Here is a 25,878-nt window from a genome sequence, read left to right as displayed (position 1 = left end):
GCACGCCCAGCACGATGCGCGAAGGAGTGGCCTGGTGTGAGGAGGTCAACGCCGATGCGTTCTTGATCACTTTGAACAAATCAGATCGTGATTATTCGCCGACGACGATGTACCGCGACTTCGCCCTGAGTCCGAAGTTATTCCATTGGGAGTCTCAATCGACCACCTCTTCAATGTCGCCGACGGGGCAGCGGTACATCCATCATCGTGAGCGAGGTTCCCACATCCTGCTTTTCGTGCGCCGAAACAAGAGCAATGCTCTCGGCGCGTCGCCCTATGTGTTCTTGGGACCGGCTGAATACGTGTCGCACGAGGGGGACCGCCCAATGGCGATCACGTGGCAGCTCCGTCATCCGATGCCGACAGAGGTGTACCAGGCGTCGACAGTAGCCGTGGCCTAGCAGACGCGCACCGACGCTGATCGCGCGAACCGCACTTCTAGTCTCTGACCAAGGAGGAGACACATGGGGACAGACACACTGAAGAATTACGTGCTGGCGCTGGCCGACGCCGACGATTCACTCAGTGAAGCGGCACAATACGCGGTACTGGCCGCGCTCGAAGATCCCGACGTCTTGTCGGAGGCACTCGGGGGAGCCGACGCGTCGTCGCATATCGCGGAAAGCTTGACGGCAGCAGACGATTCACCAGAAGAACCGGTCGGCGCTTACCTAGCGTCGATCACGGTTTCCGGATTCCGCGGCGTCGGGCAGGAGGTGAGCGTCGCGCTCCAACCGGGTCCCGGCCTCACGGTGATCGCGGGACGCAACGGCTCAGGGAAGTCGACACTTGCCGAAGCGTTGGAACTGGCGCTCACCGGTGTCAACTCGCGGTGGAAAGACAAGCCGGTGGTGTGGTCGCAGAACTGGCGCAACCTTCATGCCGGCGATCCTGCCCGGATCCGAATCGGCATCGCCGAAGAAGGTTCGGGCGCGACGACCATCGGTGTCGACTGGGCCGCCGGTGACGTCCCGGTCGAGCAGATGAAGCGATGGGTTCAGCGCAAAGGCCAGAAACAGGAACCCGTCACTGCGTTGGGCTGGGAAACCGCCCTGACCATGTATCGACCGCTGCTGAGCTACGACGAACTCAGCAGCATCCTGGAGGGCAAGCCCAGCGAGTTCTATGACCAGCTCTACCGTCTTCTTGGTCTTGAGCAATTGACCACTGCCATCGGCCTTTTGGATGCGGAGGTCAAAAAGCTCAAGGAACCTTCGATTGAATTGAAGAGGATCAGCGACGTACTCAAGCGTGGCCGTGACAGTCTGAATTGGCCCCAGGGGGACGGCTTGAAGTGGCCCCACCTGTTGGGCAGCGGGGTGTTGGTGTGACGGTCTGATTTGGCCCCACCTTTGCGACACGCCGCGACGGTTGTGACGGCTTGATTTGGCCCCACCTCAGCGTGGTCGGCATCCGGATAGCCCGGATCGCGGATCACGAGGGTGGTGACTGGAAAGTGAGTGCGCGGGTGGAGCAGTTTGCGGCGATTCGCCGCGATCATCGGGTGGAGGGGATGTCGATTCGGGCGCTGGCTGATAAGCACCACGTGCACCGACGCACGGTACGCCAGGCGCTGGAGTCGGCGATCCCGCCGGAACGCAAAGTGCCCGAACGGAATGCGCCGCGGCTCGAGGGGTTCAAGTCCGCGATCGATGAGATGCTGCGCAGCGATCTGGAGGCACCCAAAAAGCAACGCCACACCGCCCGACGTATCTTGGCCCGGCTCGTCGATGAGCATGGCGCAGTGGACTTGTCGTATTCGACGGTGCGCGATTACGTCGGCAAACGCCGCCGGCAGATCTTGGCCGAGGCTGGTCGGCCGGTGGAGTTGGGTTATGTGCCCCAGACCCATCCGCCAGGAGCTGAGGCGGAAGTGGACTTTCATGACCTGTGGGTGATCCTGGGCGGGGTCAAGACCAAGACCACCCTGTTCACCATGCGCTTGTCGTATTCGGCGCGCGCGGCGCATCGGGCGTTTTTGACCGAGGGACAAGAGGCTTTCCTGGAAGGCCACGTGTATGGGTTTGACCGCCTCGGTGGGGTGCCCGTGGACAAGGTGCGTTATGACAACCTCAACAGCGCGGTCAAAAAGGTGCTGTTCGGGCGCTCTCGGCAGGAGCATGAGCGCTGGATCGCCTTTCGCAGCCACTACGGTTTCGAAGCCTGGTACTGCCAGCCCGGCCATGAAGGCAGCCACGAAAAAGGCGGCGTGGAAGGCGAGGGTGGGCGGTTTCGTCGCAATCACTGCGTGCCCATGCCCGTGGTGGACTCCATCGACGAACTCAACGCAGTGCTGGCCGCCGCCGATGACGCCGATGACGCCCGCCGGGTCGGTAACCGCTCGAGCAGTGTGGGTCAGGACTGGGCGTTCGAACAGACGCTGCTGGGCCCGCTGCCACTCGAATCCTTCGATACGGCACTGACGTTGACGCCCCGAGTGGACCGTTATGCCCAAGTGGCGGTGCGCTGCAATCACTATTCGGTGCCGGCGCGCTTCATCGGCCATCGGCTTCGGGTCAAACTGTCGGCCTCGGCAGTGGTCGTCTATCACCGCACCACGGTGGTGGCCCGCCACCAGCGTGCGGTCGGCAAAGGCGTCAAAGTCCTTGATTTAGACCACTACCTGGAAATCCTGCTACGCAAGCCCGGCGCCCTGCCTGGTGCCACAGCACTGGCCCAGGCCCGGGCGGCCAAGGTGTTCACCGCCGAGCACGAAGCATTCTGGGTCGCCGCCCGCAAAGCCCACGGTGATGCGATGGGTACACGAGTGCTCGTCGAAGTGCTGCTGCTGCACCGCCATCTGGATCGCCTCGACGTGCGCGCCGGCATCACCGCGGCACTGGCGGTCGGGTCCACCAACCCCGATGTGGTTGCGCTAGAAGCACGCAAGGCCACCGAACGCCGGGCCGCCAAGGCTGTCCCCGATGACCCCGACCGAGCCGCGCGTGTGGTCGTGCTGGCCGAGCATCGTGCGGTCGCTGTGCCGGCTGATACCCGACCGTTGCCCTCGGTGGCCCAGTACGACGTCCTGCTCGGGCGAGAGACCTCATGACAGCGCGGCGCAGCGTCACCGATCAGGCCGCCACTGCAGCGATCGAACAGGGCTGTCGGATGCTGCGCCTGCCAACGATTCGAGACCGCTTCGCCGAAATCGCCGCCGCCGCCGAGCGTGAACACTTGTCCTACTTAGGGTTTCTCTCCGAGCTGGTGATCGCCGAATGCGATGACCGCAGCCACCGCCGCGCTCAACGTCGTGTGCGTGATGCTGGGTTCCCGCGCCCGAAACGGCTAGAAGAGTTCGCCTTTGACGCCAACCCAGCGATCAACCCGGCCGTCATCGGGCAACTCGCCACCTGCGCCTGGGTGAAGGCAGGAAACCCGTTGTGTTTGATCGGTGACTCCGGTACCGGCAAAACGCATCTGCTCATAGCGTTGGGCACCCTGGCCGCCGAAGCTGGCCACCGGGTCCGCTACACGCTGGCCAGCAAGTTGGTCAACGAACTCGTCGAAGCTGCCGACGACAAGCAGCTGACCAAACTGATCAACCACTACGGGCGAGTCGACCTGATCCTGGTTGATGAATTGGGCTACTTACAACTTGACCGGCGCGGAGCAGAACTGTTGTTCCAAGTCCTCACCGAGCGCGAGGAACGCGCGGCCATCGCCATCGCCTCCAACGAACCCTTCTCCTCCTGGACCAAGACATTCACCGACCCACGACTATGCGCCGCCATCGTCGACCGATTGACATTCGCCGGGCAGATCATCGAAACCGGCAGCACCTCCTACCGACTCGCCCAAGCCCGCAAGACCCGACCGCCAGGTGGGGCCAACTCGAGCCGTCACACTGGGGCCAGTTCAAGTTGACATTGCCACAAGCCCATCCTGAGTGCGCACGAGGATTCTCGAGCCGCCACCGCACTCACGCAAATCAAGAAGAGCAAACCGAACCTGGATGTCGTGCGGCCGCTGATCGTGGGTGCGGCGCCTGACTTTCCGGCGCCGTGGTTACAGGCGCGCCAGTTGGTCGTGCCCAGTGCTGACGAAGCTGAACCAAAGCTCGCCGTCCTACGGTCCGCGGCGCAGGCGGAACTGCAAGAGGCCAGCCGTGCGGACTCGGTGGCCGCTGATCGCGCACAGCTCTTGGAGTCGGGTCTGGAGTTTCATGAACAGCACGGCGACCAGTCTTGCCCGGTTTGCGGACAAGGCGTTCTCGACGGAAATTGGGCCGTCGCCGCCCGAGCCGCGTTGGAGCGTGCCGAGAGCGCCGCTCGAGACCTGACCGCAGCCCGGGCCGAGAGCCGGCAAGCTCGGTCGGCGGTACTTAGCATGGTGCGCTCAGTGACACGGCCGCCGCTAACTGCGCCGGACTTGAGCACGCTGGAGGCGGCGCGGTCGGCCTATGACGACTTCGCGGAATTCCCCGTCGACGACAATCAAGCGCTCGTCGACCATGTGAAGACGACGCTGCCGCCGCTGCGGGCTGCGTACGCCGAACTCGCCCAAGAGGCAGCCCAACTCATTCAGGCTCGCGAGGACGCCTGGGGTCCGGCGGCAGTGAAACTTGCCGAATGGCTCAGCAAGGCCGAAGCAGTCGCCGCGGTGGCTACCCAGCGTGCAATCGCTGCGGAAGCACTGAAATGGTTGCAGGACAACGCCGGTCAACTACGCAACGAGCGATTGGACCCGCTGACCGAGAAATCGAAGCAGATCTGGGACGCGCTGCGCCAGGAAAGCAACGTCGCCCTCGGCGCGATCAGGCTCGAAGGACAGAAGACGACTCGGCGAGTTGTGCTACACGCCGAGGTCGACGGATCCGAGACCGAAGCTTTCGGAGTGATGAGCCAAGGTGAACTCCAGGCCCTGGCGCTGGCCATTTTCATTCCGCGCGCAACGTCGCCCGAAAGTCCTTTCCGGTTCCTGGTATTCGACGATCCGATCCAAGCCATGGACCCGTCCAAGATCGACGGGTTTCTCGATGTGCTCACAGAACTAGCCGAAACCCGCCAGGTAATCGTCATGACCCACGACAACCGACTACCGGCCGCTATCCGCAGTTCCCGAGCTCCGGCGCGCATCGTCGAAGTGACGCGAGCGACGAATTCGGCGATAAGCGTGGTGGATTCGACGCGGCCGGCAACCCGCCTGTTGGAGGATGCCTACGCTATCGCGGCCGATGAAGCGGTACCCGAAGACATCAAGCGGTCCGCAATACCAGCGTTGTGCCGCGAAGCATTGGAGTCCACTGCATGGGATACCTACTCGGCAAAAGCCTTCGCGAACGGGCGATCTCGCGAAGACGTCGAACTGACTTGGGAGAGCGCCACCAAGACCACGCGTCGCTTGGCGCTGGCTTTAGTTGGTAATGCCGATGATCAACTGGCCGTTGACAAGTGGAAGGCCGGCGGGCAGGCCCGGCGAGACACGTTGACCGTAGTCACCAAGGGTGTCCATCAAGGGGTATCGGACTATAAGTCAGCGGTGAACGATGCGCGACTCGCTGTCGGTGACCTCGCAAAGGGCACGGCGTGATCGCCCGAACCAAACTGATCGAATATGCCGAGCAGCTGTTGAGCGGCCAGATCGCGCTCGGACCACGTGCCGCGCGCACTGCGGCGCTGCTGACCCGGATGGCGCTCGAGGATTGGCTCGATGAGGAAAGCGCAGCCTGGTGCGCGCCGGGGCAGAAGCCACCTACGACTACGTCGAAACTTGTTGTGCTGGGGCACAAGAAGGGAAACGAGGTCGGGGAACGGGCCAGGAGAATTTGGCACGCATTGAGTCGGGCGGTGCATCACCACGCGTATGAGCTGCAGCCGTCGCAGGCAGAGGTTCGCCACTTGGTTGGTCAGGCGCGAACGCTATTAGACGGCGTCGACGTCACGGTGTAGCAACGCTACCGACGCCACCCCTGACGCCGTCCGCCCCGTCGTCCGGTCCGCGAAGGCTCCACACCGATGTCGTCTTTGAACCATTTCTCGTGCACGGGCGGCAACTCGTCGACTCCGACGAGGATCCCTTCGCTGACCGCACGGAGCAGTTGACGCTTCAATCGCTGATCCGACCGGCTTCGCGTGATGGCGACGCTCTCCTTCGCGACCTCTTGGCGAAACCGGTCGACCACCGCGCTGAGTCGGTCCTCGAGCCGGTCGTCGCCGAGACAGTCCGGATTTCGTCGGACGAAGTCCATGACGGGGTCGACCGAACGGATCATCTGCACTAGCGCCGCGCGGCCTTCCTTCATCAACCTTGCGACATCGTCCAGGTAGAACTGCAGGTTTGCGCGTGGCGCGAGGTTGTCCAGCCCGAATCCGAGAATCCGCGAGATGGCGAGTGCCTCGCTGAGCCGCGGCTCTCGCTGACCGGCCTCGATGCGGGTTATCGCCGACGTGTCGAGCTCGACCGGTGTCTCGCGGCCCAATCTGTCGGACAGTTGTTGTTGAGTCAGGCCAGCCCGTAGGCGCGCCGCCTTCGCGCGTTCGGCGAAAGTGCCTCCGAAGTCGTCATCCGCGGTCTGCATCGCTGCAGTCTATCCTGCTGAACCGCAGAATGTCGGCAGCGCTATGCTACTGTAGTATTGCAGTAGAAAATGCATCAGAGCAGCAACAGTTTCAGTAGTCGCTCTACAGAACGTGATTCGGATCAGCGCCGACTTGTCGGTGCCCCGCTCTACACTGACGCTGCTACCAATCGCCACGCACTAGCACGGCGGTAATCACTAGCTGCCGACATCAACCGGTGCCGGCACCAGCAACTCGCCTAGCGAGGAGAACCCGAAGGAGGTGCGCATGACGTCGTACAACGAGATCATCCAGGGGGCCAGCCCGTGGCAAGGCGTGCTGGACACCTCCGTCATGACCGACGACCTGGTCAGTGCCGGACACCGCTTGGCCGATGCTGCGAAAGTCGGCAACTGGCCCGAGGTGATCAAGGTGCTCGACCTCGAGTGGAGCTGGCTGGTGATCAACCAGTGGCGACCGGGCGGTACCGCGTGGTTCACCGTCCTGCACCAAGCGGCCTGGCACGGCGCGCCCACCGCGGTGGTCCAGGAATTGCTCGACCGCGGTGCAGGCCGCTCGCTGCGGGACGCCAAAGGGCGCACCGCGTTCGACGTTGCGGTCGCGCGCAACCGGGCACAGACCTTGAGGCGGATGTTGCAGCCGCCGCGGTCACCGCTTTCGGATCAGCAGATCCGAGCGCTCGACGCGCGACTCGCCGAGCTCATCGACGGCCGCATCCAGGGACGCATCTACGACGGCGACTTGAGCAAAGTTCTGCGCTATCCGCCGGTCGAAATCCTGCACGAGCTGCCCAGTCAACGACTGTGGTTCCCGCTGCCCGCCAAATACGGCTTCCACATCGAGTTGCAACGCGGAGCACTCGAAGTGAAGAGCTGGTGCGGCTTGGTCGAAGGGTCGGGACAAACCCACCTGGTCACACCGGAAGGAACGGTCCTGGTCGATCAGGGATTCGTCTGACCACCCGCGCGATGACTCGCCATACATCCGAACTAGAGGAGGAAACTATGAATTTGACTACTGCACAACGTGATCGCGCCTGCGGCGCACTGCTCGGCATGGCAGCCGGCGACGCCCTGGGCGCCGGCTACGAATGCCAGCCCACGCTGGCTCCCGACGCCCCGGTAGACATGATCGGCGGTGGCCTGGGATCTTTCAAACGCGGCGAGTGGACCGACGACACGTCGATGGCCATCGCGATCGCCGAGATCGCCGCCACCGGTACGGATCTGCGAGACCAGGATGCGCAAGACCGCATCGTGCGGCGCTGGTGCGAATGGGCCAAGACGGCGCCAGACGTGGGCATGCAGACACGTTCAGTGTTGACGGCCGCAGCGGCCCACGGAATCTCTGCAGATACCGCACGGGAAGAGTCCGCTGCTCTACACCAACGCACCAAGAAGACGGCCGGCAATGGATCGCTGATGCGGACCGCACCGGTCGCCCTGGCCTATCTCGACGATGAGCAAGCACTGGTCGAGGCTGCGCGGGCGGTGAGCGAGCTGACGCATTACGACCCAGACGCCGGCGACGCCTGTGTGCTGTGGTGCCTGGCAATCCGGCGCGCCGTCCTCACCGGAAAACTCGACGTGCGAAAAGGTCTGGGCCGCATCGACGCCGAGCGACGTGACCTGTGGTCGTCGCGGCTCGACGACGCCGAGGCAGCGTCGCCGTCGCATTTCGCCACGAAGAACGGCTGGGTGGTCGCTGCGCTGCAAGGCGCCTGGTCGGCGATCGTGAATACCCAAGTGCCGGTAGAGAATCCCGCCGCGGAGACATTCCGAGTGGATCACCTGCGCCTGGCGTTGGAGGCTGCGGTGCGCGGCGGTCACGACACCGATACCGTCGCGGCTATCGCAGGCAGCCTGCTGGGGGCGGCATACGGGGCATCGGCGGTTCCGTCCCGATGGCGGTTGCTGTTGCAGGGTTGGCCCGGGTTGAGAACGCGTGGTCTGGTCCAGTTGGCGACGAACATCGTCGACAAAGGCCAGCCCGACACGTTCGACTACACCTACAAGGGGTTCCCCGAGGTCCGAGGGCCCGTCCAGCATCCCTACGACGACAAGGTCTGGATCGGCGGGATCGCCGGCTTGCGAGATCTGCCGACGGGAGTCGACGCGGTCGTGTCGCTGTGCCGAGTCGCCGATGCTCAGTTACTGGCCGGTGCGCACCACCTCGATGTCCGACTCATCGACTGCGACGCCGAGAACGACCACCTCGACTTCGTCCTGCTGGACACGGTGCGCGCGATAGAGCAGCTGCGCGCCGAGGGGCGGACGGTGCTTATCCACTGCGTCCAGGCGCAGAGCCGCACGCCCACCATCGGGGCGCTGTACGGGGCTCGGCGCAGCGGAGTCGACGTCGACGAGGCGTTGCGTGATGTGGTCGCGGTCTTGCCGGGAGCATCTCCGAACCGGGATTTCCGCGCTGCGCTGCGGCGATTGCACCCGCCAGTCGCCGCGGGGCGGTGACGGTGGCGCCGGGCGGGAGGCGGTAACCGACTCGCGGCACGCAGCGCGCCTCCACCAAAAGTCTCAACTACAGCTTTACCCTTCCAACGTGACAGTCGGGGAGTGCTTACTGCTGCCGGAGTTCCAGGTCCTGTCGGAGCTGGACTTCGAGACCGAGATCCCGTGCATCTGCCGGAAGTTCTGCGACGAGGCAGACCATTCGGCGGACTGGTGGGTCACGCTGTCCTGCGGGTGCTCGTATCCGTTCTGCAACAAGGCATTACGGATGTCGAAGATGCGGCTCAGAATCCGTCCGCTGACGTGTCGGCTGTGCTCGACGCCCGACATCACGATCAGCCGCGTCAAACGGACGTAGCCGACGCGGTTCAGCACACCTTGGAGATCTGTCACCCTCGCGGTGTTCAATCGTGTGATGGGGGATAACCCAACGCAGTCGGTGACGACGACGTCCAGCGCCGCGCCCCGCCTGGCCAACCCCGCCGAGCGCAAGGTCTACCAAACCCTCCTCGACCAGCTCGACCCGAGCAGCCAGGTGATCCCGAACCAACGCGTCACCGACCACCTCAAGGACCACGAGGTCGACTTCGTCGTGGCGATCGAGGGCGCTGGCATCATCTGCGTCGAGGTCAAGGGCGGCGAGGTCTGGCACGACGGCAGGTCGTGGCGACAGCGCCGCAACAACGACCATCATGAGATCAACCCGGTGCGGCAAGCCCGCGACGCCTGCTATGCGCTGAGAGCCTTCGTGGAAGGCGACGACCGCTGGTCCCAAGGACGACTCCGCTGGGACCATGTCGTCGTCCTGCCGAATGCCGAAATCTCTGACGATTTCGCATTGCCCGACTGCCCGCGCTGGAAAGTGGTCGACCGCAACGACCTTCCGACGCTCGTGGACAAACTCACCTATATCTTGAGCAGCCAACAGCTCGACCGTCCCCTGCTCACGGCCAGGGGAATCGAGCAGCTCTCGACTGCGTTGAGCGGCAGGGGATTGCCGCAACGCAACGTGGTCGCCCGGGCACTGGCGAACGAGGACGCCGCCGACACGCTCACCGAGCACCAGTCCGTCATCCTCAACGCCATCCAGCTGCTGAACCGAGTCGAGATTCGCGGGGGCGCGGGCAGCGGCAAGACGTTCCTCGCGGTGGAGCAGGCGAGAAGACTGTCAGCGAAGGGGCAGCGGGTCGCCCTGGTCTGCTACTCCCACGGTCTGGCCTCGTATCTGGAGCGGATCACCGCGCATTGGCGTCGTCGTCACCAGCTGGCGTATGTCGGTGAGTTCCACGATCTCGGGGTGCGGTGGGGTGCGCCGAAGGGCCCGGACGAGTCGCTGCGGACCGAGGAGACGGTGCAGTTCTGGGAGCACGACCTCCCCGCCCAAATGACCGATCTGGCAGCGCAACTCGCTCCCAATCAACGCTTCGACTCGATCGTGGTCGACGAGGCGCAAGACTTCGCCGACGCGTGGTGGGACCCACTGCTCGCGGCGTTGAAGGACGACGAGACCGGCGGACTCTACGTCTTTTCCGACGAAGGCCAGCGGGTCTTCAGCCGGCACGGCTCGCCGCCGGTACCGCTTGTCCCGTTGGTCCTCGACCACAACCTGCGCAACACCCGGCAGATCGCCAACGCTTTCCAGCCGCTCGTCGACCACCCGATGCGTTTCCTCGGCGGCGACGGCCCCGCCGTCAAGTTCGTCGCCTGCCAGACCGACGACGCCATGGACGTGGGCGACGACGAAGTCGAACTGCTACTCGACCAGGGCTGGCGCCCCGAGGACGTCGCCCTGCTGACCACCGGTTCCCGGCATCCCGAGCAGCGGGAACGCCAACAGGCCGGCAATGCCGCCTACTGGGACAGCTTCTGGGATGTCGACCAGGTCTTCTATGGGCACGTCCTGGGTTTCAAGGGGCTGGAGCGTCGTGCCGTTGTGCTCGTCGTCAACGAGAAGTCCGTCTTCGAGCGGTCTCGCGAACGCCTGTATGTCGGACTCTCCCGGGCGCGCGACCAACTTGTGGTCTGCGGTGACCCCGGCTTCATTCGCGACGTGGGTGGTTCGGATCTGGCTCGACGGTTGGGCATTGCGTCGAGCTAGAAGTTCGATGCGTGTCGTGCCAGGCGGCCCAGATCTCGGGGCGAAGGCGGCCACGGTCGGGTACCGCCAAGCCGGTGCTGCGGGCCCAGGCGCGGACTTCGGAGGTGGACGGTGTCGGTGCCGCCGGCGCCTGGTCAAGGTGGGCGATATCAATCCTGGCCGGTGAGATACGTTGCGCGACAGCATGTTCAGTTTTGGCCCACTCGCTGGCTGCGGCGAGGAACCGGTAGGTCCATTCCTCGGCGAGCTGTCGCGTCTCGCAGAACACGATGGGTACGTTCGGCCAGCGAATCTGGAGTTCGGCGAGTCCGTCGGCGACCACTGCGGGTCGGACATGCTCTAGCCTGAACAACTGCGAGTAGCGATCCTCGACGACAACCGCTGCCCGTGGGAGCGCGGCCAGGTCGCCGACCTGATAGCGCAGCTTGCCTCCGGTGAGGCTGCCGACCAGGTCGGCCAAGGACTTGCGTTCCACGCTGGCGACCAACTGATCGTCGACGACGATCCCGTAGTCCCCGCACGGCAGCGCGCGCTTGACCGTGCTGACCTGCTGGGTCGCGAACCGATAGGCGTACTGCTCGTGGCTGTCGACGACGATCTGCAGCTCCTCGATGCCGTGCGCGCGGGCGGTCGGGGTGCGGACGTTCGGGCGCGCCTGCTTGCGGGTGCGCGGCGACTGCCAGAACACCACGTCGCGCCCACGAGCTTGGGTGAACACGAGCTGGGAGCGGTTGTGTCGGGACCGGTCGGCGATCACGTCGATCGCCGCACCGCGCCGACTGCACGACCGCAGTGGCACCCGTTCGACGATCACCGGATTATCGGGCCAGTCATCCAGCGGTACCGGGTAGGCGAACAAGGCCTTCTCCCGCGGCCACGTCCCCGAGGTGCGGAACAACAGATCGCCGCCAGGAAGCGGGACTCTGAGCAGAAACCCCAGCCGCGAATCCTCGACGGGGTTGACCGCGATCAACAGCTCCACCACAGGCGCACAGTCTGCCACTGGGGTGAATGCGTGGCCTTTGTGCTATAGCAAATCTGTGAGGTAACGCCACAGGGAGGACGCCGCATCATGACCGTTTCACGACGCATCGCCACAATCGTCATGCTCGCCGGGTTAGCTGTCGGGTCCGTTGGTACCGCATCGGCGGCGCCGACTATGGACGGCCACTACCTCGCGACGGTGACCTCGGCCTCGGGCGAAATCACTACGAGCGATTGGTACTTCACGCCGTGTGGTGAGGGATGCGCTGCGGTCGCCAGCTCACCCGGTGGCCCAGCCTTCGGTACCGCCCGGATGGCCGACGGACAATGGTCACTGGTCTGGCATTCGGATGCGTTCTGTCCGGGCGGTTCGCGGGTGCCGGGGGTGTATGTCAGTTATGCCACCTGGGATTCGGAAACCCTTGCAGGCAAGGATGATTCGGGTATAGATACGCCGATATGCGGGTCGGGAGGTCGGCCGCCGCGGGTGACTCAGCAGATGCAGCTCACGCCGGTCCCGTAGCGACACTCGGCGGAACCGGGCTGAAGCGAAATTGCCTCGCCTGCAACGTCATACCGTTGCGACAGTCAATCCCAGGTCGACCGCTCGAGCCGCGAGCCTGTCGTCGAACGTGGCTATGGTGGCGTTGCACTGCGACGCGGTGTACAGCACGCAGCAGTCGGGCATCCTCAGCTTGGTGGTGGCACGTAGCTCACCTAGGCGGCGCGCGGCGCCGGCCGGGAGGTCCAGGCTCTCGATCTGCAACTGAGTCAGCAGTCGGTCGAGCTGCTCGGTGCTGCCGGTTCGGGCGGGACCGACGTAAACCTCGGCGAGGGTGACGACGCTAGCAGCGAAACTGTCCAACGCGTGCGCCCTGAGCAGAGCAGTCGCCTCGACATGGTGCGCATCAGCCAGCTCGAAATGACCGATCAGGACGCTGGCGTCGAGGATGATCACTCCGGCCAGTCCTCGCGAAGCTCCCTGAGATAGTCACTTCCGTAGACCCCGGCCAGTGCGCCACTCGTTTCTTCTATTGCGCGCTCCCGTTGGCTGACGGCGGCAGAGTCATTGTGCGCGATCGTATTTCGTCCTACGAGGATCAACCGGCGCAACAGCGCACCCGGCTTATGGGCAAGATCGGGCCACTCACGGCGCGCGACTTCCAGTGCGTCGCTGATGTCGTTGGTCTCTGTGATGGCATGGCGACGGTGAGCGGTCGGCATCGCCGAAGTGTAACACTACCGAGGTAGGTGTGACACCGCTGGTGCTCACATCGGTGCAGCTCGTCGGTAGATACAACGGCGCGGAGTCATCCGGAAGGGTGCGCCGCTAGCGCTACTCGACGTTGACGCCGTAGTCCAACGCGATGCCGCGAAGACCGGAGGCATACCCCTGGCCGATCGCCCGGAATTTCCATTCCCCGGAATGCCGGTAGAGCTCACCGAAAATCATCGCGGTTTCCGTTGAGGCATCTTCGGTGAGATCAAAGCGCGCGAGTTCAATGCTGGTCGCCTGATCGACGACTCGGATGTAGGCGTTCGTGACCTGACCGAAGTTCTGCCGTCTGTTGTCGGCCTCGTGGATGGACACGGAGAAGAAAATGTTGGTGATTGTCGGCGGCGTATTAGCGAGGTCTACGTTGATGATCTCGTCGTCGCCGCCGCTACCGCCGACCAGATCGTCACCCGTGTGCTCGATCGTGCCTTCCGGGGTCCGGGGATTGTTGTAGAAGACGAAATGGCTGTCGGAAAGCACCTTCTTGCCGGAGCCGGTCGCGAACGCGCTGGCATCGAGGTCGAAATCGGCGCCGGCGGTCGCGCGGGCGTGCCATCCCAAGCCAACCGCTACTGCGGTCAAATTAGGCGCCTGCTTGGCAAGCGAGACGTTGCCCCCTTTGGCCAGCTTGACCGACATCGATACCTCCGTGAACACACATCGTCGTTGGCGAGTCCTCGCGCTCGATACTAGTAACCGGCAGTCAACCCCCGAAATGGCGGGCGCGGAGAGCGAATGTCCGGGACTGGCGACACCCCTCGAGCGGGCGTCGCCTTACGCCAACGATGCCCACGATGTGGCGACCTGAATGTATTGACCGTGACTAGTAATCTCCAGCCACTCCGCGCGGTCGCCAAATGGCAGATGCTCTTCGAGGTCATTTGTGATGGTCGTGTACCAATCACCGGAGTAGTCGCCGGTCTTGCAGACGTTGATGGCAGCCAGATAGAGGCCACGAATGGTGAACCGCACGACGGCTAGCTGCTGCAGCACTCGGGGGTCGACACCTGAATCCACCGGCGCCCAGGCAGTCGCGATGCTGAATTGCCGGACTTTGGAAGCGAGGTCGCGCCATGCCATCACTTCGTTGATCGACCCCCAGTCGTCCGTGGCCGTCGTCACCCAGTGATCGCCGCGGCGCACTGCAACGTAGTTGTAACGGCCGCCCCCTTTCTCGAACCGCACGACCGAGCCGTCCATCGGTTCAGCCGGCAACGCACGAGTAGAGGGACGCATAGCCTGCGGAGTCAGGTGCGCCTGCATCATCGTGAGGTCATATCCCAAGGGATCTGCAAGTTCAGGCACCAAGCGAGGGATAGTGCGGGGGTTGCCGTCTAACAGTTCCGGCGTCGCCTCGTTGGCTTTGATGGCGCAGATGCGGACTTCGGCAGCCACCTTCGAACCGTTGATGTCGGCCCAACACACGGTCAGTAGGCCGCGGTCTCGCAAGTGCCTGATCATCGGAAGATAGCGCTGACTCATCTGCGGCGTGAGTTGACCAATCCGCTCGTTGTCGATGCGGACGTCGACCAGGGACTTACGGCCCTCTTGACCGCGTTCGCGCAAAGTGACGAACAGTACGCCGTGGCCGCTGCTGGGAACGAACTTGAGGAGGGCGTCGTAATACTCGTCTTCTTTCGTGACCTGAACGATCGAGGAACGCGGCAACATGGTGAATGGCTCTGCCGGCGGGTTGTTCCGCGGCAGCGCGTTACCGGGGTCGCCCAAGGAGATCTGCACTGCGGTGCGGAACTCGAGACCGTCCCACCCGTCGAATTCGTGTGCCCAGACCCTCCCCTTTGTGGTTGGGATGAGTCCGGATGCGACCACGCGACGCACGACTCCAGCCCAAGCGATTTCGGCGTCGGCGCCTAGATAGCCGACGGTTCGCCCGTCTATGCGAACTGAGATCGCCCACGTACCACGTGTCCCGCTCGGTTCGGGAACCAGCGCCACTTCCGGATTCAGTGTTTCACTGTCGCCGGCCCAATCCGGTGGGAAGAGACTACGGACCGCGGACAGGAAATCGGGTTCGATATCCAATTCGTAGTCGCACCAACGCTCGTCGGTCCAGAGACTATAAGACCCGGGCATGCAACACCTCCTCCCAGCTATCCCGTCAGACGTCCGTCGAGGAACTTTGACACCAATGGCGGCACCGGGGCCAGTGATTCGTTCCCCGCCACTTTGCAGTTCCAGAGTTGCCCGGATTGCTCGCCAACCACGATGTGGTGCGCATCGGAGCCGATGAGCATGCGTTTGGTCGAAAGCACCCGTCCATGCTGGCGCGCCTCGGCACGAGTGGGTGGTCGCATGCTCGAGCACGCGGGGCAAAGGAACAGGCCGGCGAAAGGAACTATCCCGCATCGTTTGCAGATTGCAGCCTGACAACAGTGACACCCAACCAAGCCGTCCGCGCAGCGCGGACAAACTGGTTCTGAGCAGTAAGCACATCGCGTGTCGTCCGCGCCGACGTGCCCTTCTCTGTCGACGATTCCAGCGTCGAGGGGTAGTCCTGTGCCTGGATCGATATGGCGGGCATCGGTTCGGCCGGGAGGCAGGTAAAGCTCGTGTCGCCAGACGCGACCGCCGTCGGCGGTGATCAATTCGTCAACTTGGGCGCTGATGGCGAGCCCGGTCCGTAGCTTTTCGCTAGACCAGCGAAGCTTGAGTGCCTGCGCCAATGCGATTGGCAGCGAACCGAATTGCGGCGCCGATACCTGCACCGTCGGCATCCATGCCTGCAACGCGTTGCGCGTGGTATCTGGCGGACTTTGGCTATCACGCGACTGAACATCCCCGACCGGTCGCACTTTGCGAGTCACGTCAACCGCATTGAGCACCGACGAGTAAGTCAGCCTGTGCGGATCGACGAACTCTACAACCTCGTCGGCGTCGCCAACTCCGAGATACCGCGACAACAGGGTGGCCGATACGGCCTGCGGTGAGTCGACGATCGTGTACCACGTCGCGCTGCCTCCGACGCGAACCCCGAGGACCAGCAAGGAAGCAAGGCCGACGATGACGGCCTCGCTGGTCCCGGCGACGGCGTGCGCCCGGATGCGCGGGATCGGCTTCCACCCCTCTACTGCCCAGCCGCAACCGGTGGATGCCTCATCCCAGTTGCTGACGGCATCGTTGGCGCCCGACTCGTCGATGGTTCGGTCGATCAGCCCGAACTGGGTGACGACGACATCCTGACCGGTGCGGGTCCATCTCACCGTGAATTCGGTGGGATCCACCGGCTGCGTATCATGCAGTGCGCGTTGAACTTCCGCTGGTACCGGGCCCGCGTAGGTCGGCAGCGCATCGACCGCAGGAAACTCGTCGGCGACCAACCGCGCGAGATCCTCGTCCGGATGGGCGAACGATCGTGCGCTCCGACCGGTGGCCGAACCAGCCGTCCAGGACGCGCGGAAGAATCGCTTCGAGTGCACCACCAAATGAGCGACATCCAGTGGTACTTCGGCGTCGAGCGGTTCGATCACGGGACGGACTTGGGCGCCGAGCTCGCGGCTGGCCGCCAGGCGCAACCGATATGAGCTGTCAATTTCGTTCGGACCGAATGTAACCCATCGATCGATCCCACCATCGCGTAGGACAAGCTGCTCGACCGCATCACCGCGGTTGAGCACAACCGTTACAGCGTCAGAGTCGGCCCCGGTGAGGACCATCGCGCCGGATATGGCCAGATGCGAAGGCAGGCCAGTCAACTCTTGCGCGGTGGCAGAGGACAAATGCGCGCAGGCAGTGCACAATTCGCCTGTCCCGCAATCACTACACACCTGACGGGAGCAGATCGGGCACTTCCGGACCATCGGGTCACACCCGCAATCGGAGCAGGCGGCGCGCCGACACACCACACATTGGCCTTGCGATACCGCATGTGTCGCCGACAGACACCGTCGGCACACTTCGGCTGAGCACGAGGGGCAGGGGAGGGACGCCGGATCGGCTACGGGGTCACACGCGCGACACGCCCACGTCTCACATGCGCTGCACAATGCCGAAGTGCCGGGAGCGTAGAAGTGTCCGTCCCGACAGACACCGAAGTCGTTGAGCCGGAACTTGATATCGTCGAGCTTGGGTGCAACGGACACCCCGTCAAAGGTTCGGTAGGTGTGGGTGGCGGTCCCGTGTCCACGCCAGGTCTCGACAATTTCGAAACCTGTGGAGACACACGTCGTGAACTCACAACGTGTGCGCTCCAAGAGCGCGCTGCCGATTTCAGGAGGCATCGCCTGGGTGTTCGGCAGTCCGCCGTCGGTGACTTGGACTCCCAGGGCATCCAAGGCGGCGCGGTCGGCGGGTACCAGCTCGAGACCCCGCTCCACCGAACCGAGTTCGGCAACGGGTCGGATCTGGCGATCGGCCAGTTCACACTCCGAAGGTGTCGGAAATTGCGTAATCGAGGTGCGTGTCTCGTCCGCACGTCGACCGACGCGAGCCCCAGGCGCACCGTCCGAACAAAGAACGTCGTACCACGCGAATTGCTGTGCTGCAGAGAAAGATTCCGGCACCGCAACCCAGTTGCGCACCGATTCACTGCCGTCATGCACGGCCACCAGTACGGCTTCGTTTCGGCGTTCTATCGATACCCGCGTTTCGGCAAGTTCTGCCTCCGCGAGGATCGCGTTCTCGACCGACTCTGCTCGCCACCGCATGGGAGCCGCACGTTCGCTGGTGACCACTTGTTCACCTTCGTCGACGGCCATTGCTGTCCGTTCGACGAGACGGCTGGGTTCGAAGTACATATCGACGAACTTTGACCGCCGGGTGACCAGCACGCGTGGCGGATTTGGTGGCGGCGCCTCGGAGCGAAGGTTGGCGAGTAGGACTGCGACCCCCGCCGAAGTCTCACCGTCAGCGGCAACGGCGGAATGAACCGGCAGGTCGCCGGCATCGAAGCGGTCGATTTCCGATCCGAGACGCTCAGCAACTGAGAGCTCGACTTCGACCGTGGCCGATCTGCGTAACAGTAGGCTGACGGCGCTCGGCGACGGCGGCGCATCGGTGAGGTCGCGCACCGTCAGTCCGGCGTCTGCCGGTAGGCCGTTGGCAACGGCGTACGCGCGCAGCCGAATTCGATCCGGATCGTCGACGTCCTCGTCGCGGACGATCAAGGACGGAAACGCGTGGCCCGGCCGTGTGAGCCTCGCCGTCCGTTCACCGACGAAAAGCATTGCGCCTCGGTTGAGCCGCCACGCGAGGGCGAACTTCTCGTCAAGTTCGGGCGCCCGCTCGGGTTCGCCGCAACCGAGACACAGTCCGCCGGTGTATTTTCGGCACAAACCGCAGCACGACACGTCGCAGACAGCGCAGTCCGCGAAGACTCCGTCTTCACCGCAAGCCGTGCAGAGCGCGTTGTCGCACGAATCGCACCGCACGCCTTCCGATTCGTCGATCCAGTGCGAACCGGAGCACAGCGCAAGGATATTGATGGTCCGTCGTGAAGCGTGACTCTTTATCTTCGGAGGTTTCTGCAGGCCCCACTCGTAGGTCAGCGATGCCTCGCTCCCGCGTGGGCCGGCCCATGTCTCTTCGATCAACCAGTCATTTTCCTCGAGGGTGAACGCAAGCATCTTGGCGCGGGCCCTGATGTCGGGCATTCTGCTGAGCCGTTGCTCCTCTGAACTCAGCGCACTTCGTAGGCGCTGCTGGTCCTCGGGGGCGGCCTCGTTGATCTGCGCGTTGTATCCGATCTGTATCCGCTCCAGCTCGCGTTTCCGCTCGTCGATCACTTGCTCGACCATGTCTTCCCGGAGTGCATCGAGGGTGTCGGCCGCTACCCGCTCGAACTCGGCGATCACCTCGGTGGGTTTGCCGAACACTGCTGGCAGCGGCTCGCCGTCCGGCAAGGACCGACGTGGGAGGTGAGTCTTTTTGTTCGCGTTGACCTCGGCCGTGATGACGTACTCCGTTGACTCTGCTTCGCCGACAGTGGTGCGGAAGGTTGCCTTGCCGCTCCACGTGCCGGGGGAGACGAAGCGGCGGCTGACCAGTGTCATGCCGGTGCCGGGCCGCAGCGGACTGGGCCCGGGGTCGTCGGGGACCACTGGGACTGTCGCGTGCATATCGCCGCGCACTTTGAGCAGATCGAGCAATTCGTCGAACACGGGCGATCCGACGGCGCACAGTTCGGCATCCGGGTGATGGTCCATGCCGAGCCGATCGAACGCGACATGAAGAAGTGTGCGACCGTCGAGTTCCTCGTCGAAACTCTCGTCGAATTGAACCGTCATGAAGGCGCCTTCGCCCTCACCGGTGTCGTGCAATATCCGTGCATCAAGCGCGTTGAAGACCTTGCGCACCCATTCCTGGACCTTTCGTTGCCGGATACGTGCGCGTTCAGCGACTTCCGGAGCCAGTTCGTTGCTGCCGGCTTTGGTGAGTTCTTTGCGATGCTCGAACGCGGCCGCCATCCAGCTACTGAGTCCGGTATCGGCGGCGATCAAGGTCGACGCGCGTTGTCGCGCATCCGCGAGCTCCGAACCCAACTGTGAAAGGAGGCGGCCCATTCGAGCGTCGTCTTCGGCGAACAACGCTTCGAGGATGCGGGATTCGAAGGTCGCGGACTTCGATTCGTCGAGTTCGCCCAGGATGGTGGTGACCTGGCCGAACAACAACTCGAACATACGCAGTTTCTCGGCGAGTAGGCGATAGACGTGTTCGTCGATAGTGTTGCGCGCGTACAGATTTGCCACGAACACCTCGTCGCAGGGTTGGGTGAGACGGTCCACCCGACCGATGCGTTGTTCAATGCGCATCGGGTTCCACGGGAGGTCGTAGTTGAGCACACAGTTGCAGAACTGCAGGTTCTGGCCTTCGGCGCCGGCGTCGGTGGAGATCATGATCGGCGCCTCACCGGATCGAAACGCCGCGACGGTGGCGGCGCGCTCACTGCTCGACATGGATCCGTGAAATGCGCGCGCATTCAGCCCTTCTGCGCCGAGGCGGCGCAACAGACCGGTGACAGTGTCTGTGTGCTGCGTGAATATCAGTACCCGGCCGTGTGAGCGAACCCATTCATCGGCGATCCGCAGCGCGGCGTCTTCTCGGGCCGAGCGTTGAATGTCCATTGCGAGGTGCCCGATTTCATGTAACGCTGCGCGCACGCGCGAATCGGAGTGTCGGTCAGCCATCCGTAAGGCCGTGGTGCCCATCGAGAACGGACTTGCGGTCAACCGCAACGCAAGGCTTCGTCGGCGCATACTGTCGCCCGGATCCTGCATGACGTTTCTGAGCAGTTCGGTGCTCAATGCGTAGAGTTCACGCTCGCGAGGCCCGAGATCGATTGGTACGTCGACAGGTCGACGGGTGACCCGATCCACACCGGCCTGAGCCCGTGTCGTGCGGACCATCGCACTACTGATCAGGCGGCGCAGCGCCGCTGGGTCGTTGGGTGTACGCGGATCCCCGCCACGCATGTACTGTCGCTTGAATTCCCGTACTGAACGGAACGTTCCGGGCCGCAGCAGCTCGATCAAGCGGTACAGCTCGAGCAGATCATTCTGAATCGGCGTCGCGGTAAGGAAAAACGCGTACCGACAGGTGTTCGTCAAGGCCGTGATGAGCTCGCGCCTCTTGCGGGCTCCGGACCCCGCGGCGCGGTGTGCCTCGTCGACGATGACGATGTCCCACGGCTTCTTGGTGAGCGTCTTCAAGGTACGCACGCCCAAGTCCAAACTGAGGATGAGCTTTTCCTGGTCACGGACTTGTGGACTGCTGTGCGCCACATCGAAGGTCAGATCGAATTTACTGCTCATCTCTTCACGCCATTGCGCGCGAAGCGTCGCGGGGCAAAGGATGAGTACCTTCTTCGCCAGGCCCCGCAGGGTGAGTTCTTTGACGGCGAACCCGGCTTCGACGGTCTTTCCGAGTCCGACTTCGTCGGCCAGTATGGCGCGTCCACGAAGCCGTGAAAGGGCATGCCGCGCAACGGCTTCCTGGTGAGGCATGCGTTCGACATTGGCAACGTCGACCGCGAGGAGCTCGACGAAGTTGTCCAGCGTCGCCAACCTCTCACCCTGCAGTCGCAGCTTCACCAATTCCAGCGTGTCGAAACCGGCGCCCGCGAGTTGTTCGTCGAGTAGATCCCGCGCCACCGTCAAGAAACCAACTGCGCCGTTTACCTTCGCGCTCCAGTCGTATTCCGAGTCCGGATGAAACTGCCGGTCGACGGTCTTCTTACGACTGCGGCCTTCCGTCGTCTTCGTCTTCGTCTTCGTGATGGGTGGATCGACCGGGCCGCGGAACTGCATCGGCGTCCCTGGCGGCAGCAACACCAAGCGATAGGTCTGGTCGACAACCCGAAGCCGTAATAGGCCGCCTTCCTGGCCGTAGTCCTGCAACCGCTCGAGGAGAACTTCACCGCTGAGCTTGCGGCTGCGCGAACTCCATTGAGCGACGAAGTCTTCGCCCTCGAGATCGACGGTGATGTTCGTGCTGTGCTCGGGCAACAGCAGCACCGTGCGCTCATTCGGAGTCAGGACGAGTTCGCCGGTGTCCAGCAGCTGATGGGTTATACGTTTCTCAATCATCGTGCTGCAGTGGGACTCCGAGAGTTTGGGCACCGAGGTCGGTCAGAACGATCGTCTGGTAGGAGTTCGACGAACCGTCGCGCTGGACAGCGCGGCGCTCGATCAGGTTCTTGGCCAGACAATGCTCCAGTGCGGTATTCCAGCGCTTTTCGCCGTTGCGGACATGTCGTAGCGCGCCGAATTGCGGACAGCTCAGCACGCCTTGTCCAAGTGGACGGCCCTCTCCGAGCGATTCCCGACCCAAGACTGCTGCCCGCAAGCTTGCCTCGCCGTAGTGGCCGCGTTTGTAACTCGTGGCCCAGGCCACGGATTGCAGAACGATCAGCTCAGCATTGACCAGCATTTCGGGATCGGCGACCAGATGATCCGGCACCGCTGACCATGGTGCCGACTCTCCGCTGCAAACATCACAACGGGTGATACCGCGGCTTGCGCAATCGCTGACGTCATCGCCGAAATGCTTGGCAACGACTACTCGCCGGCACACCGACTCGTCGGTGGCGTAATCGATCATTGCCTGCAGACGGCGTCGCTGCCAACTGTTCCAGCGCGCCGACTCTCTGGCCAACTCGTGCCGAGGCGCAACTTTGCCGAGCAACTCGACCCGGCGAAGTCTGCGTGAACTGGAGAAGGTGACCAGGCGATCGAGGCTCCACTCGATCAGCTTCTGCTCCAACTCATCCGGGTCATAGCCACGCGTATCCTTCAGTTCCTGAAAGTCCAGCAGGACACGAACATTCGGGCGAGCGCGATTAGCCTGGTAGAAAAGCTCGCGAAACAGGCGGCATTCAGCCGGCGACGTTGGTTCCTTGAAGCCGACGTCGACCGTCCCGCGCGCAGAACAATCCAATCCCTGTTTGAGCACACCCACCCGTTCGAGACGGGCCAGATTGACATTGAGGTCATCGTCATCGATGCCGAGCGCGTCGGCCATCTCGTCGACGTCGAAGACTCGACCTTTGCCGCGTTCCGGACAAGCCCACAAGGCACTGAGGAGACGTTGGGCGACCTCGGCGTCCGCCGTCGACTCGTGGGAACTGATCAGTCCCTTGCGAAATCCTATGTCGCGCTTGGTATACAGCAACAGACAATCGCCGGTGAGTTCCCGTTTTCGCGCTGCCCGTCCCGCTTCCTGCGCATAGCCGTCGAGAGAGTCCGGCAAGTCGTAATGGACGACCCAACCGATGTTCGGTTTGTTGATACCCATGCCGAAAGCCTTGGTGGCGACGATGATTCGGGCGGTGTCGGAGTCGAAGTCCTCCTGAACGGCATCGCGCTGCTCAGGGACCATCCCCGCGTGATACGGCCGTGCAGCGTGACCGGCACGTCGTAGTAGCGCGGCGATCTCTTCGGCGAGCGCCCGACGGGTGACGTACACAATCCCCGGCTTGGAACCGGCCCAGGTCACAAACCGCAGCAGTTCGCGACTCCGCTCACGATCGCTGCTGCACAACGTGACCCGGAACCGCAGATTCGGCCGATCGCTGGGCTCTCGTACCAGCACCGGATCCTGCATCTGCAAAGACGCGTTGATGTCGGTCTCGACCTCTCGGGTCGCCGTCGCGGTGAGGCCGGCGCGCGGCGGTCGGGTGCCGAAGGTCGCGACGGATGACGGGACTTGCCGAAATTCCGGACGGAAATCGTGACCCCACACCGAGATGCAGTGCGCCTCGTCGACCACCACGCGGTTGAGTTCCTGGCGACTCAACGCGCCTCGCAGTACCGGGTCGCGAGCCAGGCGTTCCGGGGAGACATAGAGAAGCCGTACCCGGCCTTCGGCGGTGTCACGCAGAATCTCGGTCTGCACCACCCTCGATGTGGCGCCGGTGATGCCCTGGACCGGACGTATCCCGCGGCGGCCTCGCAGATCGTTCAGCTGATCCTTGATCAGTGCGACAAGAGGGGAAACGATAACCGTTGCGCGCGGTTCGGACGCCAGGAGTGCGGGCAACTGGTAGCACAATGACTTGCCGAATCCGGTAGGCAACACCGCCAGAAAATCTTTGCCGCCGAGGAAGGCGCGCATCACGTCAAGCTGCTTCGGGTGGAGTGCTGTTATGCCGAAGAGTTTTTCGGCGGCTTCGACGAGTTTCGCCGTGGGATCTTCGCCCGGTAGGAGCCGCAGGTCTTCGAGTAGTTGGGTGACGTCGTCGCGTCCGAACGTGAGGGCCGTCGCAAGGTCGGGCCGCGATCCGGTGACGAATTCGATTGCCCGAGTCCAGGCATCGTCGCGGTCGAAGGCCTCATGAATGGCCGGACCCGGCAACGATCCGAGGATGACGTGTTGAGCCTGGGTGGGGGCGTGCAGACGCCGGTCACATACCAGCGCAGCGCCCTTGTCGTCCTCGCGGCGGATGAGCCGGCCGAAACCTTGCGTGAATTGCATTGCGGTCATTGGGAGTACGTAGTCGAGGAACGGATCGCCGCCGCGCTCTGCGATGGCCCGCTGGCGCGCAGACGTCAGAGGGTCATCCGGATGCGGATAGGGGGGCTTCTCCAGAAACAAGTAGGAAAGCGTCTCTCCTGGCGCGTCGAAGCCTTCCCAATATGACCTCAACCCGTACAGGACGGTTCCAGGTTCGGATCGGAACCTGTGCAGGATCTGCGACCGACCTTGCTCATACTGGACGAGCAGCTCGACGCCGCGCTCCGCCAGCTCGGCTGCCCGTGCTTTCACCTGTGCGGCAACACTTTCCATTCTTCGGCGAGCCGTGAACAGGGTAAGGGTCTTGCCGCCCGAGAGAGAAAGGAACCCGGTCTGATCCGCCGCCATCTCCTCGCAGAACTCGCGCTCATTCGACGGAATCGGCACCGGCAGGTGGTTGGTCAGGATCACCAGTGATTGCTTCGCATAGTCAAACGGTGATCTGAGGGTCAGCGCTCTGAAGCTGTTTCCAGTTGGTTCGGGGTCGATGCGGATCCCCAACCTCGAAGCGAGGTAGTCGAAACGATGTTGCACCGTCAGCGTCGCCGAGCACAGCACGGTCGAATGAGTCTGGTCGACGATCGATTGCTGAAACTCGGGAAAGACGTGAATAGGGATGCGTTGATACGTCCACGTGGCCGGGTCGTCGGGTTCGGCGGCGATTCGATAGACCCACCGGTGATCGTCGGGTAAACCGTTCAGAGTGCCCAGCATCTCAATCGCATTGTCGAGGCGCTCGGAGTAACCGCGCAGGCGTCGCCGCACCGAGCCTGCCCCGGTTACCTCGCTAAGCGATTGACTAAGCGCGCCAACCGCTTTACGCAATTGGATCAACCAATAGCGTGCACTCGACGCCGACTGTCGCAGGTCTCGAAATTCCGGTCGTCCGGTCACGATGCCGTTCCGCAGTACCGCGGAGTCCGAATCGCCCGCATACTCATGCAGGTATGTACCGATGGCCGCAGCGAGTTCGTCTCGGCAGGTGAGGATTTCGGCACCGGCCGCGGCCAGCGCTTGAAGGTCACGTGCGACGGTTTCGTCGGCTCGCGCCCGTGCCCGAACTTCCCGCACGAGTTTCGAACGCGTCGAGAGGCTGTTGGCGATAATCTGCAGTTCCAGGGAGTCGACACGTTGCGTCCACGCCGCGGTCAGACTGTCTTCCAGTGCGTGGGCTTCGTCGAAAACCAGATCGGCTCGGCCGTCGGCGAGGACGTCGCCCGGAGCCCGGCCACCCCCGGCCTCGATCCGCGCCCAGCTGGCGATGAGGGCGTGATTCACCGACACCACTCCCGGTGTCTGTTCGACGCCCCGCACCTGTTGCATGAGCGGACACACCTGCGCCCAGGTGCACTTCGCGCGATCGCATCCGCCGGAAGTGGTGCGCAGGCGTGCCCGGGTGCGCGCGTACCGCCCGTCGCGTCGCCGGATCAAGTCGTCGGTGACGTCGTCCCAAGTTCCGGTGGGGGAGTCGGCGATTGCGCGTATCGCAACCGCGATCGCCAGCGCCGACGACTCGCGATCGGACAGGGCATCTTCGAGTTCCCGTGCGCAGACGTAGTTTGCGACGCC

General features: G+C 63.4%; 19 protein-coding genes. 10 read left to right on the top strand and 9 right to left on the bottom strand.

Going from position 1 to position 25,878, the window contains the following annotated elements; translation table 11 throughout:
- The 6 genes from AC5Y4D_RS12315 to AC5Y4D_RS12290 form a co-directional block, all read left to right on the top strand.
- Nucleotides 1-401, top strand: a 401-nt coding sequence (locus AC5Y4D_RS12315; RefSeq protein ID WP_500037261.1) for a DUF3427 domain-containing protein, incomplete at its 5' end; no start/stop codon positions are given.
- A 63-nt stretch (nt 402-464) separates the two neighbouring features.
- Nucleotides 465-1,331 (top strand): AAA family ATPase, encoded by an 867-nt coding sequence (locus AC5Y4D_RS12310; protein WP_500037260.1) that lies wholly within the window; start codon nt 465-467, stop codon nt 1,329-1,331.
- A gap of 125 nt (nt 1,332-1,456) precedes the next feature.
- A complete protein-coding gene (gene istA, locus AC5Y4D_RS12305) occupies nt 1,457-3,052 on the top strand; it encodes an IS21 family transposase (RefSeq protein WP_500037267.1) in 1,596 nt (531 codons plus the stop codon).
- Nucleotides 3,049-3,867, top strand: coding sequence for an IS21-like element helper ATPase IstB (gene istB / locus AC5Y4D_RS12300; RefSeq protein ID WP_500037259.1), 819 nt, complete (start codon nt 3,049-3,051; stop codon nt 3,865-3,867). The genes istA and istB overlap by 4 nt, the downstream gene beginning before the upstream one ends.
- A gap of 690 nt (nt 3,868-4,557) precedes the next feature.
- Entirely contained in the window at nt 4,558-5,532 is a 975-nt protein-coding gene (locus AC5Y4D_RS12295) for an AAA family ATPase (protein WP_500037258.1), read from the top strand.
- Nucleotides 5,529-5,891 carry a hypothetical protein gene (locus AC5Y4D_RS12290; RefSeq protein WP_500037257.1) on the top strand — a complete coding sequence of 121 codons (363 nt, stop codon included), beginning with the start codon at nt 5,529-5,531 and terminating at the stop codon, nt 5,889-5,891. Before AC5Y4D_RS12295 ends, AC5Y4D_RS12290 begins: the two co-directional genes overlap by 4 nt.
- 5 nt (nt 5,892-5,896) lie before the next feature.
- On the opposite strand, the gene AC5Y4D_RS12285 is transcribed toward AC5Y4D_RS12290, so the two are convergent.
- Nucleotides 5,897-6,520 carry a helix-turn-helix transcriptional regulator gene (locus tag AC5Y4D_RS12285; protein ID WP_500037256.1) on the bottom strand — a complete coding sequence of 208 codons (624 nt, stop codon included), beginning with the start codon at nt 6,518-6,520 and terminating at the stop codon, nt 5,897-5,899.
- A 268-nt stretch (nt 6,521-6,788) separates the two neighbouring features.
- On the opposite strand from AC5Y4D_RS12285, the gene AC5Y4D_RS12280 reads away from it, so the two are divergent.
- The gene (locus tag AC5Y4D_RS12280) at nt 6,789-7,478 is read left to right on the top strand and encodes an ankyrin repeat domain-containing protein (protein ID WP_500037255.1); all 690 of its coding nucleotides are present in this window, start codon (nt 6,789-6,791) and stop codon (nt 7,476-7,478) included.
- A gap of 47 nt (nt 7,479-7,525) precedes the next feature.
- Nucleotides 7,526-8,989: an ADP-ribosylglycohydrolase family protein gene (locus AC5Y4D_RS12275; protein ID WP_500037254.1), complete on the top strand. Its 1,464-nt coding sequence runs from the start codon at nt 7,526-7,528 to the stop codon at nt 8,987-8,989.
- Between the two features lie 75 nt (nt 8,990-9,064).
- On the opposite strand, the gene AC5Y4D_RS12270 is transcribed toward AC5Y4D_RS12275, so the two are convergent.
- Nucleotides 9,065-9,379 (bottom strand): hypothetical protein, encoded by a 315-nt coding sequence (locus tag AC5Y4D_RS12270; RefSeq protein ID WP_500037253.1) that lies wholly within the window; start codon nt 9,377-9,379, stop codon nt 9,065-9,067.
- A gap of 22 nt (nt 9,380-9,401) precedes the next feature.
- Between AC5Y4D_RS12270 and AC5Y4D_RS12265 the strand changes: the two genes are divergently transcribed.
- Entirely contained in the window at nt 9,402-11,084 is a 1,683-nt protein-coding gene (locus AC5Y4D_RS12265; RefSeq protein ID WP_500037252.1) for a nuclease-related domain-containing DEAD/DEAH box helicase, read from the top strand.
- On the opposite strand, the gene AC5Y4D_RS12260 is transcribed toward AC5Y4D_RS12265, so the two are convergent.
- Nucleotides 11,026-12,069, bottom strand: a complete 1,044-nt coding sequence (locus AC5Y4D_RS12260) for an ERCC4 domain-containing protein (RefSeq protein WP_500037251.1) — start codon at nt 12,067-12,069, stop codon at nt 11,026-11,028. The two genes, AC5Y4D_RS12265 and AC5Y4D_RS12260, sit on opposite strands and share 59 nt — an antisense overlap.
- A gap of 87 nt (nt 12,070-12,156) precedes the next feature.
- Between AC5Y4D_RS12260 and AC5Y4D_RS12255 the strand changes: the two genes are divergently transcribed.
- Nucleotides 12,157-12,591 (top strand): hypothetical protein, encoded by a 435-nt coding sequence (locus AC5Y4D_RS12255; protein ID WP_500037250.1) that lies wholly within the window; start codon nt 12,157-12,159, stop codon nt 12,589-12,591.
- Between the two features lie 48 nt (nt 12,592-12,639).
- Here AC5Y4D_RS12255 and AC5Y4D_RS12250 read toward each other — a convergent pair whose 3' ends face one another.
- From AC5Y4D_RS12250 to AC5Y4D_RS12225, 6 genes are all read right to left on the bottom strand, one after another.
- On the bottom strand, nt 12,640-13,026 hold the full coding sequence (locus tag AC5Y4D_RS12250; protein WP_500037249.1) for a type II toxin-antitoxin system VapC family toxin: 387 nt from the start codon (nt 13,024-13,026) through the stop codon (nt 12,640-12,642).
- On the bottom strand, nt 13,023-13,292 hold the full coding sequence (locus AC5Y4D_RS12245; RefSeq protein ID WP_499945303.1) for a hypothetical protein: 270 nt from the start codon (nt 13,290-13,292) through the stop codon (nt 13,023-13,025). The genes AC5Y4D_RS12250 and AC5Y4D_RS12245 overlap by 4 nt, the downstream gene beginning before the upstream one ends.
- A 112-nt stretch (nt 13,293-13,404) precedes the next feature.
- Nucleotides 13,405-13,983 carry a TerD family protein gene (locus tag AC5Y4D_RS12240; protein ID WP_499945304.1) on the bottom strand — a complete coding sequence of 193 codons (579 nt, stop codon included), beginning with the start codon at nt 13,981-13,983 and terminating at the stop codon, nt 13,405-13,407.
- A 135-nt stretch (nt 13,984-14,118) separates the two neighbouring features.
- Entirely contained in the window at nt 14,119-15,438 is a 1,320-nt protein-coding gene (locus AC5Y4D_RS12235; protein WP_500037248.1) for a hypothetical protein, read from the bottom strand.
- A 17-nt stretch (nt 15,439-15,455) separates the two neighbouring features.
- Nucleotides 15,456-21,884, bottom strand: coding sequence for an SNF2-related protein (locus tag AC5Y4D_RS12230; protein WP_500037247.1), 6,429 nt, complete (start codon nt 21,882-21,884; stop codon nt 15,456-15,458).
- A complete protein-coding gene (locus AC5Y4D_RS12225) occupies nt 21,877-25,587 on the bottom strand; it encodes a RecQ family ATP-dependent DNA helicase (RefSeq protein WP_500037266.1) in 3,711 nt (1,236 codons plus the stop codon). The genes AC5Y4D_RS12230 and AC5Y4D_RS12225 overlap by 8 nt, the downstream gene beginning before the upstream one ends.
- Nucleotides 25,588-25,878 lie beyond the last annotated feature (291 nt).

Source organism: Mycobacterium sp. NGS67 (assembly GCF_059812185.1).
This window is presented reverse-complemented; position numbering and strand designations above follow the sequence as displayed.